10 protein-coding genes are annotated in these 17191 nt (G+C 50.6%); 7 read left to right on the forward strand and 3 right to left on the reverse strand.

Features of this window, described 5'->3' with window-relative positions:
* Window position 1 precedes the first annotated feature (1 nt).
* Window positions 2-1630, reverse strand: coding sequence for a tetratricopeptide repeat protein (locus tag QLH52_RS13980; protein WP_319961965.1), 1629 nt, complete (start codon window positions 1628-1630; stop codon window positions 2-4).
* A 126-nt stretch (window positions 1631-1756) separates the two neighbouring features.
* Here QLH52_RS13980 and htpG point away from each other — a divergent pair, with 126 nt between their 5' ends.
* The 4 genes from htpG to recN all read left to right on the forward strand — a co-directional run bounded on the left by htpG (window position 1757) and on the right by recN (window position 8388).
* Entirely contained in the window at window positions 1757-3694 is a 1938-nt protein-coding gene (gene htpG / locus QLH52_RS13985; RefSeq protein ID WP_319961966.1) for a molecular chaperone HtpG, read from the forward strand.
* A 149-nt stretch (window positions 3695-3843) separates the two neighbouring features.
* Complete coding sequence (locus QLH52_RS13990; protein WP_319961967.1) at window positions 3844-4803, forward strand: restriction endonuclease; 960 nt, start codon at window positions 3844-3846, stop codon at window positions 4801-4803.
* Between the two features lie 1016 nt (window positions 4804-5819).
* On the forward strand, window positions 5820-6701 hold the full coding sequence (locus QLH52_RS13995) for an NAD(+) kinase (RefSeq protein WP_319961968.1): 882 nt from the start codon (window positions 5820-5822) through the stop codon (window positions 6699-6701).
* A 4-nt stretch (window positions 6702-6705) separates the two neighbouring features.
* A complete protein-coding gene (recN, locus tag QLH52_RS14000; RefSeq protein WP_319961969.1) occupies window positions 6706-8388 on the forward strand; it encodes a DNA repair protein RecN in 1683 nt (560 codons plus the stop codon).
* Between the two features lie 7 nt (window positions 8389-8395).
* On the opposite strand, the gene QLH52_RS14005 is transcribed toward recN, so the two are convergent.
* A complete protein-coding gene (locus tag QLH52_RS14005; protein WP_319961970.1) occupies window positions 8396-9307 on the reverse strand; it encodes a DMT family transporter in 912 nt (303 codons plus the stop codon).
* Window positions 9308-9515: 208 nt separating this feature from the next.
* Window positions 9516-11123, reverse strand: coding sequence for a methyl-accepting chemotaxis protein (locus QLH52_RS14010; RefSeq protein ID WP_319961971.1), 1608 nt, complete (start codon window positions 11121-11123; stop codon window positions 9516-9518).
* Between the two features lie 323 nt (window positions 11124-11446).
* Here QLH52_RS14010 and QLH52_RS14015 point away from each other — a divergent pair, with 323 nt between their 5' ends.
* The 3 genes from QLH52_RS14015 to QLH52_RS14025 all read left to right on the forward strand — a co-directional run bounded on the left by QLH52_RS14015 (window position 11447) and on the right by QLH52_RS14025 (window position 17180).
* A complete protein-coding gene (locus tag QLH52_RS14015; protein WP_319961972.1) occupies window positions 11447-13960 on the forward strand; it encodes a DUF2339 domain-containing protein in 2514 nt (837 codons plus the stop codon).
* On the forward strand, window positions 13957-15345 hold the full coding sequence (locus tag QLH52_RS14020; RefSeq protein ID WP_319961973.1) for a hypothetical protein: 1389 nt from the start codon (window positions 13957-13959) through the stop codon (window positions 15343-15345). The genes QLH52_RS14015 and QLH52_RS14020 overlap by 4 nt, the downstream gene beginning before the upstream one ends.
* 146 nt (window positions 15346-15491) lie before the next feature.
* A complete protein-coding gene (locus QLH52_RS14025) occupies window positions 15492-17180 on the forward strand; it encodes a hypothetical protein (RefSeq protein ID WP_319961975.1) in 1689 nt (562 codons plus the stop codon).
* Window positions 17181-17191: the final 11 nt, after the last annotated feature.

Raw genomic sequence — 17191 nt, forward strand, 5'->3', positions numbered from 1 at the left:
TTTAAGCCTTGACCGCTTGAGACTGCCGCAATTTTGCATACTCCATTTGTAATATCCCCAGCTTATGTGGATCAACGCCAATTTGCTTGGCTTTAATAAATAAAGCTCTGATGCGCTGATTTTTTTCTTCGCAAAACTCATTAACCTTCAAATCATGAATCATGATCTTCAACATATTCACGATGATGGTTTTATTATCCGGCATAGTCAGAATGGCCTGTTCGAACAAATCCAATGCTTCGGAAAACTTACCCTGTTTATAAAGCGCCACCCCTTTGTTGTTAGTCGCAATCAAAGCCTGCTTGGTTTTTTGAATCAGAATTTCCGAGTGATTATCCATGCCAATGCCGCTTTGCATGCGGCGTAAATCGTTCAAAAATTGTTCGTCGTCGATATGTGCATGAATCAGATCGTAAAGTATTTCTTCGGCTTTATCGTGTTCATCGCTGAGGAAGCAGGTTTTCACTACTTCCAACTGCAAGTCCCTGGGCGCTTTATTACCCAAGCGGCCGCATATATCCACCGCCTTTAGCAACGCTTTCTGCGACAACTCGTCGTTACCCAGCGTTTTATACACATCCGCCTCCACAGTCGAGGCGCGTAATTCCGCCTCGGGATGATTGGCATATTCTTTGCGCATTTCCTCCAGCGTTTTTAATGCCTCGTCCGCGGCATTGGTTTTGGCATAAAGCTTGGCCAATCCGGCAAAATCACTGCAGGAACGATGCACGGAATGCTTGCCCAGCTTCACCACCGACTTATAGGCCTTCTCGGCGGTTTCCAGATTGCCGTTCCGGTCCGCCGCTTCGGCCAGTTTTTTTTGCCTGAGTATCGATTGCGGCGACAATTGCAAAGCCTGCTGCAACACACTTTCGACGTCGCTGTACTGATCCAATGCTTCGTAGGCCTTGCCCAGCCAGTCGTAACACTCCATCAACATCGGATTATCAGCCACCAGGCTCTGAAAACCGGCAATCGCTTGTTCGATGTTATTGTTTTGAAAATCGATCACGCCCAAACCCAATCGGGCCCAGGGCAGTTCTCTATGCTCCAGAACTTCATGATATATCTGCCTGGCCTTATCGAAATCACCCGCGGAAATCGCCAGCTCGGCACGCATTTTCAGCAAATGCAAATGCATTTTCTTGTCCCCGGACAGCAATAGTGCATCGCATAACTGAATGGCTTTAGACAAATCGCCAGCGGCTAACGCCTTGTCGACACTGGCCATAAATTCCTTGCGGGCAAAATTCCGTGTCAGCCGACTCATTAGTTGCTGCGCGTTAAAGGGCTTGGTCAGATATTCATCGGGCTTGCTGTCCATAACCCCCAACACCGCACTGGTCGTCTGCTCGGCGCTGATCAATACAAACACGCAGCGATAATCGATTAAATTCCGGTGTCTGGCTTCCTCCAGCACCTGCTGCCCGTTCTTACCCACACCCAGGTTGTAATCGCACAACACAATATCGAAACTGCTTTTACTCATGGCATTGATCGCGGCTATGCCATTATCCGCTTCGACAACAGTGACGGCTTGCAAGCTATAAAGCATGTCGCGCATCGCTTTCCGAAACACGGGATTGTCCTCGACAATCAGGATACTTTTGCCGGCTAAACTAAAACTCATGGCAGAAAGGCTAATAAAACGCTCAAGAAATCGGCTCCATAAAATCCACGTAGCGGGCGGACTTGAAAAATAAAATTATCATCCCCAACTCGCCCGAGTCCACTTTACAACCAAATGAGTATAGACATGACTGTTGAAGCAAACAAACAAACCCTTGGTTTTCAAACCGAAGTAAAACATTTGCTGCACTTGATGATTCACTCCTTGTATAGCAACAAGGAAATCTTTTTGCGCGAGCTGATCTCCAACGGTTCCGACGCCGCGGACAAATTGCGCTTCGAAGCCCTGGCCAACGACAGCCTGTACGAAGGCGACAGCGAACTGAAAATCCGCGTCGATTTCGACGAAGCCAAAAAGACCATCACCATCACCGATAACGGCATCGGTATGACCCGCGAAGAAGTGCAGGACCACATCGGCACCATCGCCAAATCCGGCACCAAAGCCTTCTTCGAAAGGCTGACCGGCGATCAGGCCAAGGATAGCGAACTGATTGGCCAATTCGGCGTGGGCTTTTATTCATCGTTCATCGTCGCCGACAAAGTCACCTTGACCACCCGCAAAGCCGGCGCGCCAGCCAGCGACGGCGTGCGCTGGGAATCCGACGGTCTGGGCGAATACAGCATCGAATCTGTCGACAAAGCCGGCCGAGGCACCGAAATCGTCTTGCATTTAAAAGAAGGCGAAGACGAATTTTTAAGCGCCTGGAAACTGCGTTCGATCATCAAAAAATACTCCGACCACATCTCCCTGCCGATCATCATGAGCAAGGAAATCCCGGCAGAGAAAGACGACGAAGGCAACGAGACCTCGCCAGCCCGCGTCGAAGACGAAACCGTCAACAGCGCCTCGGCCTTGTGGACCAAGTCTAAAGACGACATCACTGAAGAACAGTACAACGAGTTCTACAAACACGTCGGCCACGACTTCCAAGATCCATTGGCTCACGTCCACAGCAAGGTGGAAGGCACCAACGAATACACCTTGTTGCTTTACGTACCGGGCCGCGCGCCGTTCGATTTGTGGGACCGCGACGCCAAACACGGCGTCAAGCTGTACATCAAGAAAGTCTTCATCACCGACGATGCAGAGCAATTGATGCCGCGCTACCTGCGCTTTGTTCGCGGCGTGATCGACACCGACAGCTTGCCGCTGAACGTCTCGCGCGAAATCCTGCAACAAAGCAAGCAGATCAGCACCATCAAAGGCGGCGCCGTTAAAAAGGTCTTGGGATTGTTGGAAGACCTGGCCGAAAACGACGCGGAGAAATACCAAAAATTCTGGGAGCAATTCGGTAACGTCATCAAAGAAGGCCCGATTGAAGACCACAAAAACAAGGACCGCGTTGCCGGCCTGTTGCGCTTCTCATCGACCCATACCGACGACAAAACCCAGAACGTGTCGCTGGCCGACTACGTCAGCCGGATGAAGGAAGGACAAGAGAAAATCTACTTCATCACCGCCGACAGCTTCGCCGCCGCCAAAAGCAGCCCGCACCTGGAAGTGTTCCGTAAAAAAGGCATCGAAGTATTATTGCTGACCGACCGTATCGACGAATGGCTGGTCTCCAGCCTGACCGAATTCGACGGCAAGCACATGCAATCCATTGCCAAAGGCGAGCTGGACCTGGACAAATTCGATACCGAAGAAGAGAAAAAACACCAGGAAGAAGTCAGCAAGGACTTCGAATCGGTGGTTAAACAACTCAAAGAGGTCCTGGCCGACAAAGTCAGCGAAGTCAAAATCAGCCACCGTCTGACCGACTCCCCTGCTTGCCTGGTCACCGGCGCTTACGACATGAGTCTGCACATGGAGCGGATCATGAAGGAAGCCGGCCACGCCGGCGGCATGTTCGGCATGGGCGGTAACAGCAAACCCATCTTCGAAATCAACCCGGATCACGCCATCGTCCAAGCCCTGAAAAACGAGCAAGACGATACACGGTTTGCGGACATCAGCCACATTTTGTTCGACCAGGCCATCCTCAGCGAAGGCGGCCAGTTGGACGATCCGGCGGCGTTTGTGCATAAGTTGAATGGGTTGTTGCAGGGGTTGTTGAAATAAGCTGTTTGATTTGAGAAAGGCCGGGGAACCGGCCTTTTTTGTTGGTTAGCAGCACTGATAAGACAACTCTGTATATTCGCTAGTATGGGACGATATACAAGAATTGTTTGATTCTTTTTTAGCACAAAAAAGCGAAGTTACAATTCAATATGACTGACATCTATCACTATCCACCGGAAGTTCTCAATCTATTAGTCGATACTATTCCGCTTCTCTGTCGATCTAAAAATGACATTCTTGTGTTTTTTCGTGGTGCAGGCGTGCCCGATGGGGAATTGTCTGATCTATCCCGCCGATTGCAAACAAATCGCGAAAGTTTAAATAAATACGAAATAACGCGAACGGTGATACAGCGGGTCAATGAAAAAGGTGATTCCCGACTGAAAGCTCGCCGCGAAATCGTAAAGCGCGTTGTTGAATTCGAAGATTTCTCCACATGCTGGCCAAATGATCAACTTAAGGCAAAAGGGTTGGTAGGAGAACTCAGACGAGTTGTAAATGTTAAAGATTCTTTCACCCGCATGGCAAAGGAAAGGGAGCGGGAAAAACAACTTTACACTGAAATCCGGCAGCAAGAGATTGAAGCTAAGAAGAAAAAAAGCGGTGCTATCGAACAGGTCAAAAATGATTTATACGCTCTTTTTCCGATGGAAAACGAGCCTCAAAAACGAGGAAAGCACCTTGAGAAAGTTTTGAATTCTTTCTTTCAAGCCTATGACATCCTCATTCGAGAAGATTTTCGGCGCGTTGATCCAGAAGGAGCTGGAATACTTGAGCAGATTGATGGCGTCATAGAATTCAACGGACACATATACCTCATTGAAATGAAGTGGGTTAAAGAGCCAATCGGGGTTGACAAGCTCGCACAACACCTCGTTAGAATTTATGGGCGGCATGATGCCAGAGGATTATTCATCGCATCTAATGGCTACTCAGACACGGCGATCTCAAGTTGTCGGGAAGCATTGGCGCAAAAAACGATAGCGCTAATTTCTCTCCACGAAATTGTTCGATTGCTTGAACAGCAGAATGATCTTATCGAGTTTCTGAAAAGGAAAGTCGAGGCAGCTACTGTTGATAAGAATCCTTATTTTGAAATTTTGAATTGAGCCTGTAGATACCGTCATTAAAACAAGCAAGTAGCCTCGATGCAATCGAGGTTTCGAAGGCCATTTTCCTCGTTCCCACACGCCGCGTGGTAATGCAGGGCTTGGCCGCGCTGCGGCACAAATTCACCGCAGCGCGGTACATCTGAGTTCCCACGTGACACATGGGAACTAGCAAGTAGTAAGTAGCCTCGATGCAATCGAGGATTCGAAGGCCAATCCCCTACCGTTTGTCGACGTTGCCCTGATGATCTGATGGCCAATTTTCCCAATTTCCGTCGTAGGCTTGATAACCGGATGGTCGTCGCCCTCGATTCCGCTGGCGCTCCATCGAGGCTACGCTTGACTCGTGTCAAACTGATTTTCCTCGTTCCCACGCGCCGCGTGGTAATGCAGGGCTTGGCCGCGCTGCGGCACAAATGCACCGCAGCGCGGCACATCTGAGTTCCCACGTGACACGTGGGAACTAGAGCAATGGGGCTCGGATATGGCCGGAAAATTTGATACGTTCGATGGTGGTGAATAAACCCAAAGGTACGCGGTGCGTACCCTACTTTGCTCTAAATATCTCAAAACGAAAGGCCTGTCGACAGAGATATGTATTCCCAAATTTCATAGGTTTTGGCTCCTAAAATTCAGTAACTGTCCAAAATCAAATTTATGCGATCCCTTTGCTAATTCTCGGATGGTTTTCTCCCGTATGCCGCGCCGAGCACCGGAGCTTTCGTTGGGATCAGCCCGAAGGGGTGCGGCAGGGATGCCGCACGTTGACGAAGGGGCAGGAAGCCCCTTTCGTCAACCCCCGGCGAAAGCTTCGGCGCGCAGGATCAAAGCGGCATCCGGGTGGCCTTTTCTTTGGACACTTTCTTTTGACCAAACAAAAGAAAGTGTCGCGGTTGTCGGTCCGCGAACCGACTTCAAAACCAGCCGTCACGACAGCGACACAAGCAACATCAAAGCTACCGAATAAAAACACAATCCCCTATAATCGAACTTACTCAAAATTAACCACCCCAACCATGCCAAGCCCCTTCCAGCGTATCGGTATCATCGGCAAATGCGGCGATCCCGGTATTGCCGTGACGCTGAACGAACTTTTCCGTTACCTAAAAACCCGTGGTCACGACATTGTCGTAGACAGCCAAAGCGCGGAGTTAATAGCCGGTGAAAATATAAATGGCGTGCATATCGAGCGCCTGCCGGAATTGTGCGACTTGATTATCGCCGTGGGCGGCGACGGCACATTTCTGGCCGCAGCCCGCGCCGCCGCTGATTTTGAAACGCCACTGCTGGGCGTTAATCTGGGTAGGCTGGGTTTTTTAGTGGATATTTCGCCGGAGCAGTTGTCCAGCCGCCTGGATAAGATTTTGGCGGGAGAGTTCAAGACAGAGCAGCGCCAGATGCTCAGCACCCATATCATCCGCGATCACGAAATCATCCACCAGCAAACGGCCGTCAATGAGGTGGTAGTGCATCGCTGGGTAACGCCGAGCATGATAGAAATCGTCACCAGCATTGACGGTGTTTATTTGAATACCCAGCGCTCGGACGGCCTGATCGTCGCCACGCCGACCGGCTCTACCGCTTATTCGCTATCGGCCGGTGGACCTATTCTGCATCCGGCTTTGAATGCGCTGGTATTGGTGCCGTTGAACCCGCATACCCTGTCCAATCGTCCCATCGTCATCGACGACAACGTGGTCATCGACATCCGTTTCAGCCAGACCAAACAGATCAATGCCCTAGTAACTTGCGACCACATGGAGATTCCGGACGTGCGGATCAACGACAAAATCGTCATCAAAAAAGCCGCCAAACCGATTAAAATTTTGCATCCCGCGGATCACGATTTTTTCCATACCCTAAGAAGCAAACTCAACTGGAGCGGCTACCCCGCCTAAGGCTATGCTGTTAAACCTGAATATTATCGACCTAGCCGTCGTCGACGCGCTGGACCTTGATCTGGATCCCGGCATGTCGGTGCTGACCGGCGAAACCGGCGCCGGCAAATCGATTCTACTGACTGCTTTAGGATTAGCTTTGGGCGACCGCGCCGATTCCGGCTACGTGCGGCCGGGCAGTAAGCGTGCCGAAGTGAATATCGAATTCGATTTAGGCAAGGCGCCGCTGGTCAAGCAATGGCTGATCGATAACGAACTGGACGACGACGGCCAGTGCATGATTCGCCGCACCATCAGCGACGACGGCCGTTCCAAGGCTTATATCAACAACCGCCCGGTGAACCTGCAAACCCTGCAAGGCTTGAGTCGGCAATTGGTGGAAATCCACGGCCAACACGCCCATTTGACCTTGCTGGACAGCGAAGAACAGCGCCGGCTGCTGGACGGTTTTGCCGGCAACCAAACCTTGCTGGACGATCTGAATTCCTGTTACCAAAGCTGGAAGCAAGCACATAAGCAACTGCAGCAATTGTTAAAAGCCGGCAGCGACCAAGCCGAGCGCGAGGAATTGCTACGTTATCAACTGGAAGAATTGCAGCAACTGGATTTGGAAAACTTCGATTACCAAGCGCTGGCCGACGAACATCACAAGTTGGCCAACCTCGGCAAAATCCTCGGCGTCGGCCAACAGCAACTGGATATTTTGTACGACAACGATCAACAATCGGTGGCCGACATGCTGGGCCACGTGATTCATGCCATCAACGAACTGGCGCAATATGCCGGCGAGTTGAACAGTGTTGCCGAGTTATTGAGCGACGCCGAAATCCAGATCGGCGAAGCCACCCAGCAATTGCGCCGCTTCCTGGAAAATCAGGAAGCCGATCCGCAACAACTGACTTGGCTGGAAAACCAGATCGGCGTGATTCAATCGCTGAGCCGCAAGCATAAAATCCAGCCGGAAGAATTGCCGGAATTGGCCGCGCGCTTTGCGACAGAACTGGATAACCTCAGCCACAGCAGCGAGCGCATTGAAAGCTTGAATGCCGATTGCGAGCGACTGTTAAGCCAGTACCGCAAATTGGCCGGCGAGCTATCCGCCAGTCGCCGCCAATCCGGCACGGAGTTGCAGCAACGTATTTCCGACGCCATCAAGGAACTGGGCATGCCGCACGGCGAGTTTATCGTTAACCTGCGCACGCCGGAGGATGCCGAACCGCAACGCAACGGAGTGGACAGCATTGAGTTTTTAGTGAGCACCAACCCCGGTCTGCCGGCCAAGCCGTTGGCAAAAGTGGCATCCGGCGGCGAGTTATCGCGGATTAGTTTGGCGATCCAGGTCACCACTAGCACCGATAAAACCACGCCGACCATGATTTTCGATGAAGTCGATTCCGGTATCGGTGGCGGCATCGCTGAGATCGTCGGCCAAAAGCTCCGGCGTTTGAGCAAGAACCGGCAGGTCTTATGCGTCACCCACTTGCCGCAAGTTGCCTCGCAAGCACATCAGCATTTATTCGTCGCCAAGAATCAAAAAGCGGCGGTGACATCGTCCACGGTTCGCCGTTTGAGCGACGACGAGCGCGTGCATGAAGTCGCGCGCATGCTGGGCGGCGTAACGATTACCGAAAACACCTTGGCGCATGCGCGGGAGATGTTGGTATCGGGCGGCTTGGCGTCCGATTAACGGTCCCTCACTTCCACGACAAACTCAATACTCCCACCATCACCAACGCCGCCCCGCCTATCTGCGCGGGCGTCAATTCTTCGCCCAACACATAACTGGCCATAAACAAGGTTGCCACCGGCCCCAGCGAGCCGATCAACGAGGTGTGGCTGGAACCTATCATCTTGATCGCTGCCGACAGCATGAACACCGGCAGCACCGTCGAGAATATCGCCATCAGCAAGCTCAATTGATATACCCGCATCGGCAGCAGCAAAGCCTGCGGCGGATGGGTGAGTAAAAATTGCAGCAGCGTTGCCGCGCAAGCCACCAGCATCGCGTAAGCGGTAAAGCGTGAAGCACCGATGCGGGCCACCGTTTCGCCGGTGCCGATCAGATAAGCCGAGTAAGTCAAGGTGCTGGCAAACACGAAGCCGGCTCCCAGCAAAAGATGTTCAGACTGAATATTGATTTCGTCGAAAAACACCACGCCGATGCCGGCGTAACTGAGCACCAGCGCCACGACTTCCTTGCGGCCAAACGGTTTGCCCAACAGCAAAGCCGACAGCACGACGACCATGGTCGGATACAGGAACAGAATCAAGCGTTCCAGCCCGGCGGAGATATATTGCAAGCCGATAAAATCAAACAAACTGGACAGGTAATAACCCAAAAAGCCCAATATCAAGAGAGCCAGATAATCTCGCCGGTTTAATGGCCTCAGATCCTTTTGGCCGGCATGCCGCCAGGCGACAATCAAAAAAAACGGCGAGGAAAACAGCATGCGTAAGGCCAATAGCGTCACCGCATCCACCGGCTGGTAATACGCCAGTTTGACCAAAATGGCTTTGCCGGAAAAACCGATAGCCGCCAGGGTGGCCAGGGCAAAGCCGAATAAACGGTCGCGGTTGAATGCTGCGGTGGATTTAGTTGTTGCCATTGGGCCTCCTGAGTGATGCGGGCCTTAGGCGAGTGTCGAAGCAACTGCGGCAAGACCCGCGGTTGCTTGATTGTTTAGAAAAACGCAAACACCACGGCGGTAGGCGATGCCCACAGCCATAGATGTCTGTTTTTTGTATTGATAGGATTACTCATAGGTCGGACTATATAAGCACGCTGATACCGGTGTCAATCGCAGCTGAACAAGACTATCGCTTAAACTGACTCACCAACTCATTCAATTGCGCGGCCAATTTCACCAATTCGTTACTAGCGGCATTGGTTTGCGCGGCATCCTGCGCGGTGCGTTCGGTCAGTTGGCCGATATTGGCAATACTTTGCCCCACGTGCTGCGCAACGCGGCTTTGATTATCGGCCGCTTGCGACATCCGCGAGTTCAATTCGCGGATCTGCGTCACCCGCTCGGCAATCGCGCTTAGACCCTGGTCGGCGCTTTGCACTTGTTCACGGCGCTGCTCAGCGCTGTTTTTGGCATTGTTCATCACCGTGACCGCGTCTTTGGCTTCGCGTTGCAATTGATCGATGATGCTTTGAATTTCTTCGGTGGCCTTATGCGAACGTGTAGCCAAGGTGCGGACTTCATCGGCCACCACCGCAAACCCGCGCCCCTGCTCGCCGGCCCTGGCGGCTTCGATGGCGGCATTCAAGGCCAACAAATTGGTTTGCTCGGCCAAGCCTTTGATCACATCCAACACCGCGCCGACACCGTTACTTTTTTGATCCAGGCGTTTAATCACTTCGGCAGCGCGGTCGATTTCATTCACCAGCTCGTTGATGCCGTTGATGGCATTTTTAGTGGTCGCCGCGCCTTGCGCGGCTTGCTGGTCCGCTTCCACGGAGGCTTGCGCCGCGCCGGTCGCCCCGCCGCGCACATCCTGCACAGAATTTTCCAGTTCGTGTATCGCTTGAATCACCGTCTCGGTCTCGCTACGTTGTTGCGTGGCCGCTTGCGAGGTTTGCCGGGCCACACCGGATATTTGGTTGGTTGCGGACGCCAATTGCTGGCTGACCGAAGACACTTGCCCCAAGCTACCGGCAAAATTTGCCAACATGGTATTAAACGACTCGCTGACCTGGCCGATTTCGTCGCTGGAATCGATTTGCAACCTTTGGCGTAAATCCGACTGTCCGGCGATAGCGTTAACCGTGTCGCGCATGGTCACTAGTGGATTGACTACAATTTTGCGCATCAACATGTTGACCAGCAACAGGCCGCCGGCGAACATCACCAAGGAAATGGCCGAAGCAATCACCAAATCGCGATTGATCTGCGCATCGAGATTCGCCAACGAAAAACTCACCCGCACCGCCCCCAACACCGTCCCCTCGCTCACCGTATGACAAGTCAGACAGTTGGTGCCGCGAAAATTGGCGCTAGCCTTGATCGGCTCCAACACGGTGATCAGACGTCCGTTTTTGTCATTACCCGGTTGAATGATGCTTTCACCCGTCAGCGCGCGATCGTCCAGATTATCAAGGGGTCTTTGCTCGGTTTTGCCTGGACCGTAAAAATCAGTAATCTGCTTGCCGCGAATTAAGCGCACTTCCGTGACATTGCCATGCGACAGGGCTTTTTCGCGCAATACTTCACCCTGCGCCATCGCGCCGGTCAGCATTAGCGTATTCACGCCGTCGAAATAGCTGTTGGCAATATCCCGAGCTTTATCGGTCGCCAGCGTTTGTATCATGTCTTTTTGCCTTTCCGCCATGAACAGTGTGCTGACAAACATCAGCAACAAAAAAACACTGGCGATACTTAGCAATATTTTGGATTGGATTGTGGAGTTCTTGTTCATGAGATCAGCCAATGTATTGGAGTGTGTGGTGATACACCTTGGGTTGTCGGCAGCTTCTGGAAAATCTATATGTAATCTTAAGCTGACCCTTGTAATCCATGCATCAAGCATAGAACAAATCCCTACCACACGCGCTGGATATAGCAATCCGCCCGACAAGCGGTTATTCTGAATAGTGATGCCGCTCACGAATACGACTACTTTTGCCACTTGACGCTTAACCCAGCGCCTTGCCCGCGTCACGCAGAAGACCCGGCCGTAACCTGAAAAGCTTGCTTGATAACCCCAATAACCCGCCGTTTGCCCAGCCTTGGAGAGTTGCCGTGGACGATTTCTTCGGTTTTATCGCTTTTGTCCTGGTTTTGGTGCCCATCGTCATCATCGCGATGTTGACCGTTCTAATGGGCCGCCAAAAACGTAACCAGGATGACCTTAATCAGACCTTGCGTAAGATAGAAGCCGCGCTGCGCGAAGACCGCAAACTGCTGCGCGAGCTGGCAAAAGCGCGAGAAATGCCCACCAGCGAAACGCCGCCGCAACCCGCCTTATTTGAGGCGCAAACGCCGGCAATGGCACAGGTGATATTCGACATTACCGACAGCCAACTCCCTACCGAACCGGTGCCACCGCCCCCCCCAACGACGCCGGAACCGATTGCAGAGCCAACCCAGGAAAATCCCTGGAGTCAAAACACCTGGCAACCCGCCGAACCCAGCCGTTTCGAATTGGCGGCGCAGAAAATCCTTAAAGAAATCTGGAACTGGATCATCGTCGGTGAAGGCCACCGCCCGGAAGGCGTGGCGATGGAATACGCGGTAGCCAGCAACTGGTTGCTGCGCATCGGCGTGTTGATTTTAGTCACCGGCATCGGCTTTTTCCTGAAATATTCCATCGACAACGGCCTGCTGGGCGAACAAGCGCGGGTAGCCTTATCGGTACTGGCCGGCGTCGGCATGATTGTCGGCGGCGTGCGCTTGGTCGGCGGTACCTACCATCTGTTCAGCCAGGGTTTGCTGGGCGGCGGCATTGCAGTGTTGTATTTCAGCGTATTTGCCGCGCACAGTTTTTACCATCTGCTGGACGTTTACCCGACGTTTGCGTTGATGATTTTAGTCACCGCTTGCGCGGCGTTTTTGGCGATCAAGCTGGATTCGATATTGGTCGCCATCTTTGCCATCATCGGCGGCTATTGCACGCCGATCATGCTCTCCACCGGTCAGGTCAACTTCCCCGGCTTGTTTAGTTACATGCTGATGCTCGGCACCGGCATTTTGGCGATCAACTGGTACAAGCATTGGCACTTGTTAAATTTCCTGAGCTTTTTCTTTAATTACCTGCTGTTCTTCGGCTCGATGCAGAATTATCAGGTCGGCTATTTCTGGCAAGTTTTACCGTTCTTGACCGGCTTTTTTGTGCTGTATTCGACGACTGTATTTTTGTTCTGCTTGGTCAACCAAACCAAATCCACTTTGCTGGATTTAATTGGCATGATCGTCAATGCCGCAATCTTTTTCGGCACGGCCTACCATCTGATAGACGAAGCCTACGGCCAGATCTGGACCGCGCTGCTGACCGTGGCCCTGGCGGCATTCTATGTAGCACATGTTTATTACTGCCTGGCCAGGAAGGTCGTCGACAAAGAACTGCTGATCAGCTTCATCGGCCTGGCGGCATTCTTCGTGACCATCACCCTGCCCTTGCTGCTGTCCAATCAATGGATCACTGTCAGTTGGTCGCTGCAAGCCTTGGTGATGTTGTGGATGGCCGGCAAGTTGCGTAGCGCGTTTTTACAACAAGTGGCGTATCTGCTTTACGCACTGGTGCTGGTGCGTTTTTGTTTCATCGACTTGCCCGGCCAATACGGCATGCAAATGGATAGCCAGCAATCATTCGGCGCCTTCTTGCTGGGTTTGCTGGAACGGGTCATCAGTTTCGGTATCCCCATCTTGTCTTTGGCCTTGGCGTATACCCTGATCGAAAAACCGGCGCCCGCCTCGCCACTGGCTTGCGATGCCGGCAACGATGTGCCGCTATGGCTAAAAGACAATCTGCTGTTGCAAATCATTTTATTGGTCGGCGGCGGGCTGTTGTTTGTGGTGCTGCAACTGGAATTATTCCGCAGCTTTGCCTATCTGTATCCGCCCTTGCAATTGCCGGTGCTGACCCTGGTATGGCTAGCCATGTGCTGGCTATTGTTGAGCCGTTACGTAGCCGGTGCGGGCGATTGGCTGCTACAGGCATTAAGGCTATTCCTGATCGGCGTATTCCTGAAGATGCTGTTATTCGATCTGCCTTCCTGGGATTTGACGCTGGGCCATATTAGCGTCGGCGACAGCGTCTGGACCTTGCGTTACGGCGGCGGCTACTCGTTTGAATTGGCCTTGATGCGCTTGCTGGATTTCGCCGCGACCATAGCCTTTTTACTGTTTGCCTTACGCCGCCTGGCCGACCACGAAACCGACAGCGGCAATATCCGCCAATGGCTAGGCGGTGCGGCGCTGGTCTTGTTATTTACCTTTTTAAGTCTGGAAATTAACTCGCTGTTGTATCACTATGTGCCGGGTTTGCGTTCCGGTGGCGTGTCGATCTTGTGGTCGATATTTGCGTTGACCTTGGTGTTCAACGGCATCAAGCGGCAAATTGCCGTATTGCGCCTGGTCGGTCTAGCGTTATTTGCCCTGGTAGCTTGGAAGGTGTTTTTCATCGACCTGGCCCGGCTGGAACAAATTTACCGGATCGTCGCCTTTATCGTGCTGGGCATGCTGGCGCTGGGCGGCGCGTTTTTTTACATGCGTTATCAACAAACTTTTATCGGCAATACCGAAAACAAAACATGATCATGATCGCCAAATTTGCAGTGTTATGCGGGCTGTTTTTGACCCAGGCTTGGGCCGACGAAACACCGGCTTACCGGTTCAGCCGGCCGGTGCTGGCCCAGGATAACGGGCAACAAAGCCTGCTGGCCGTGCCGCTGGACAGTGCGGTGTATGCCAACACCGCCGCCGATTTTCGCGACTTGCGCCTGGTCGATCAAAACGGCGTGGAAACCCCGTATTTGCTGCAAAAAATCGCCAGCCAAAAAACGGTCAGTAAGCGCGTAGCCAGCACCAGTAAAACCGTCGATTTGCAAAAATTCGGCGACGAGGACGAAGGCTTCGTCGTGACCGTGCAACTGGACAAAAATGCCGCAAACGCCGATGGCCTGAGCCTGATCACCGACCAGCGCGACTTCGAATACGCCTTGCAAATTCACGGTTCCAACGACGGCGAGAATTGGCAACTGCTGGTCGAGCGCGCGCAGATTTACGATTATTCGCGTTATATGAGTGTCGGTAACCGCGACGTCGAATTGCCCGCGAATAGCTTCCGCCAATTCAAAATCGTCGTCGCCAAAGCCAGCCAGACCCGGGTTGCCGAACTGTTGGAATTAACCCGCACCGTGCGCGGCAGCGAGGAAGTGCAACGCCAGGAAACCACGCAACAAATCAAGGAACCGCTGCATGTCGAGCGTATCGAGCTCTGGCACAACGCCAGCGAAACGGTTGCCGACACCGATCAACAATTTGATTACCCGGCCGGTTTTAAAATCAAACTCGATGCCGAGCAAAAAGCCACGGTCATCGATGTCGACACGCTACGGCAACCGCTGAACGGTTTGAAGCTGCAAATTATGACCCCAAACTTCAGCCGCCAGGCCGAAGTACAAATCCCGCTGACGCAAGGGCTGGAAACCCAAATGCGCACCATCGGCACCGGCACCTTGGAAGCCCTGCATTATCAAGACATCAACCGCGAACAAACCGCTATCGGTTTTCCGGAACAACGGCAAACGCGCTACCGCATCGTGATTCGCGACCAGGACAACCCGGAACTGCATATCAACACCGTCGCCGGCACCGGTCCCGGCTACCAATTGCTGTTCTTACCGCAAACCGGCCTGGGCTACCAAATCAAATACGGCGCCGAAGCAGCTGAGGCGCCGCACTATGACACCGCACCGATCCAGGAATTATTACGCCGCGGTTACCCAAGCAACCGAGCCGGATTGGGGCCGGAAACCGAGGCCACAATCGGCGAACAACACTTCAATGTCGCTAAACTGCTGAACAGCTCGTGGTTTCTGGGCCTGGTCATCACCTTGATGGTGGTCGTGCTGGCGTGGAGTTTGTTTCGGGTCAGCAAGCGCGTTGCCAATCTGTCTGATTCGACTGAGCGGGAATAATAGCTTCGCTGTTTGTTATAAAGCTGAAGTGTTATTTATCATAACCACATCAAATTCCGTTAGGTCCGTTAATACCGGATGAAACTCATTTTATTCGCCCTACGGACCAATGAGACTTAACTAAATTTATTTTTTCTGGCAAATAAATGGAAGATACTATTATAGAAAAATATATAAAAGCATTAGTCTCTTTAAAAGAAGATGAGTTTACAAAAAATATTCTAAAGCCCCTGTTTGAGGCTATGGGATATGAGAGAGTAGACTTTAATGGTGGCCCATATGAAAGGGGCAGAGACTTGATAGCACAACGAAGAATACCTCCAAGAACTGAAATGTATACGGTATATGTGCAATCAAAAAAAATAGGCGACATTCAGAACTGTTCCGAAGTCGCGAAATTAACTCAGCTAATTCATCAATTGAGGCAATGCTGCACAACAGGAGTGATAGATTTTGAAGGGCGAAAAATATATCCAAATGAAGTATTTTTAGCTTGCCCAGAAAAAATATCATCACGACTAAAAGAAGAAATAGATTCCCAGCTTTTCAATGAAAAAATCAAGGTAATCCCACTTGACGGCCCACTAATAATATCTTATATAAAAGAATTTAAACCCGACATTTTGAGCTTGCTAACTAATATAGAGGATAAACTTCGGGTTAATAATTTTGAGCCTGGCAACAAAGAACTATTAAACGCACTGAAAAGTACAAACAAAACAAAAATAGATAATTTTTACAGCGATTTAAGTTTTTTTGTTGGCTCTTTTGACAGCAATCTTCTATTACATCTTAAAACGACATTCAAAGAAAGCAATTTAATCATACCAATTGAAAAATGGACAACATTCAAGGAAGCAACTATAGAAATATTAAACACCCATGACATCAAATTAATAACAGAGAGCTTCTCGGAATTAGACGCTAATTTTAATAAGCACAAATCAAGTTTTGAATCAGAAGAAAACAACGCCAATATATTAAAGAAAAAAAATATTGTCGACCAGATTAACGATTTAACAAACAAAGCTGAACTAGAGATAAAAGCCCTAGAAGCAATGCTCAAGCGTGAGGCGAATCCATTAAATAGAAAAATTTCGCATGAAGAAGAGTCAGACAGAGATGGCATACTAGCCTCTTTAAAAGCCTCTTTGGCAAATAAGACGAAGATTGAGATAAAAACAAAAAACTCCAAGACTTCCTTTCATAGCGGCGTTTACAATATAGCAACTGTTTTAAATAAGAGAGTTTCTCTAGAACAAGAGACAGTCTCCATAAACAAAAAGATCATTCAACCACCATTTTACCAAGCAACCATTGATACAACAGCTTTCACAGAGAAAGTTAATCAATATAAATTCAATTACCTTGAGGGCGTCAGACTAATTAATGCAAAAAAAATGACCGCTGCCAAACTCAAATTATTTTTGACTGAAACGCAAAAAACTCTTTCGTTGATGTCAAAATTAAAAGAACCAGAGTTCTTATTATCTAGTCTTATTGACTTTCAATACGAAGAAGATACTCAGGATAGGGTATCTATTTCACCACATGATGTTTTCTCTACCAGGCACGATATTGCTGTATATGGTGGCGCAGGTGTCGGAAAGACTACAACATTGGAAGTTTATTCTAATATAACCGCAAAACACAAACCCAACAATCTAATATACATTCCGCTCAATAGAATTTCAGATGAATTCAAAAAAATAATTAACACATCGCAAGGTCAAAAAATATTTGACAAAGACCTTGTAATTAAGTTAATACTGTTAAGCAAAGGCTTATCAATATCTAACGAACACGTTGAAGATACCAAGCGAATATTATCATGAGATTTAACATT

The organism is Methylomonas defluvii (assembly GCF_033949435.1).
GTDB lineage: Bacteria > Pseudomonadota > Gammaproteobacteria > Methylococcales > Methylomonadaceae > Methylomonas > Methylomonas defluvii.

What these genes read in the sequence shown, in the direction of transcription:
- recN (WP_319961969.1), top strand. Translation starts at nt 6,706, where the DNA reads ATGCTGTTAAACCTGAATATTATCGACCTAGCCGTCGTCGACGCGCTG.
- htpG (WP_319961966.1), top strand. Translation starts at nt 1,757, where the DNA reads ATGACTGTTGAAGCAAACAAACAAACCCTTGGTTTTCAAACCGAAGTA.
- QLH52_RS14020 (WP_319961973.1), top strand. Translation starts at nt 13,957, where the DNA reads ATGATCATGATCGCCAAATTTGCAGTGTTATGCGGGCTGTTTTTGACC.
- QLH52_RS14010 (WP_319961971.1), bottom strand. Translation starts at nt 11,123, where the DNA reads ATGAACAAGAACTCCACAATCCAATCCAAAATATTGCTAAGTATCGCC.
- QLH52_RS13995 (WP_319961968.1), top strand. Translation starts at nt 5,820, where the DNA reads ATGCCAAGCCCCTTCCAGCGTATCGGTATCATCGGCAAATGCGGCGAT.
- QLH52_RS13990 (WP_319961967.1), top strand. Translation starts at nt 3,844, where the DNA reads ATGACTGACATCTATCACTATCCACCGGAAGTTCTCAATCTATTAGTC.
- QLH52_RS14025 (WP_319961975.1), top strand. Translation starts at nt 15,492, where the DNA reads ATGGAAGATACTATTATAGAAAAATATATAAAAGCATTAGTCTCTTTA.
- QLH52_RS13980 (WP_319961965.1), bottom strand. Translation starts at nt 1,630, where the DNA reads ATGAGTTTTAGTTTAGCCGGCAAAAGTATCCTGATTGTCGAGGACAAT.
- QLH52_RS14005 (WP_319961970.1), bottom strand. Translation starts at nt 9,307, where the DNA reads ATGGCAACAACTAAATCCACCGCAGCATTCAACCGCGACCGTTTATTC.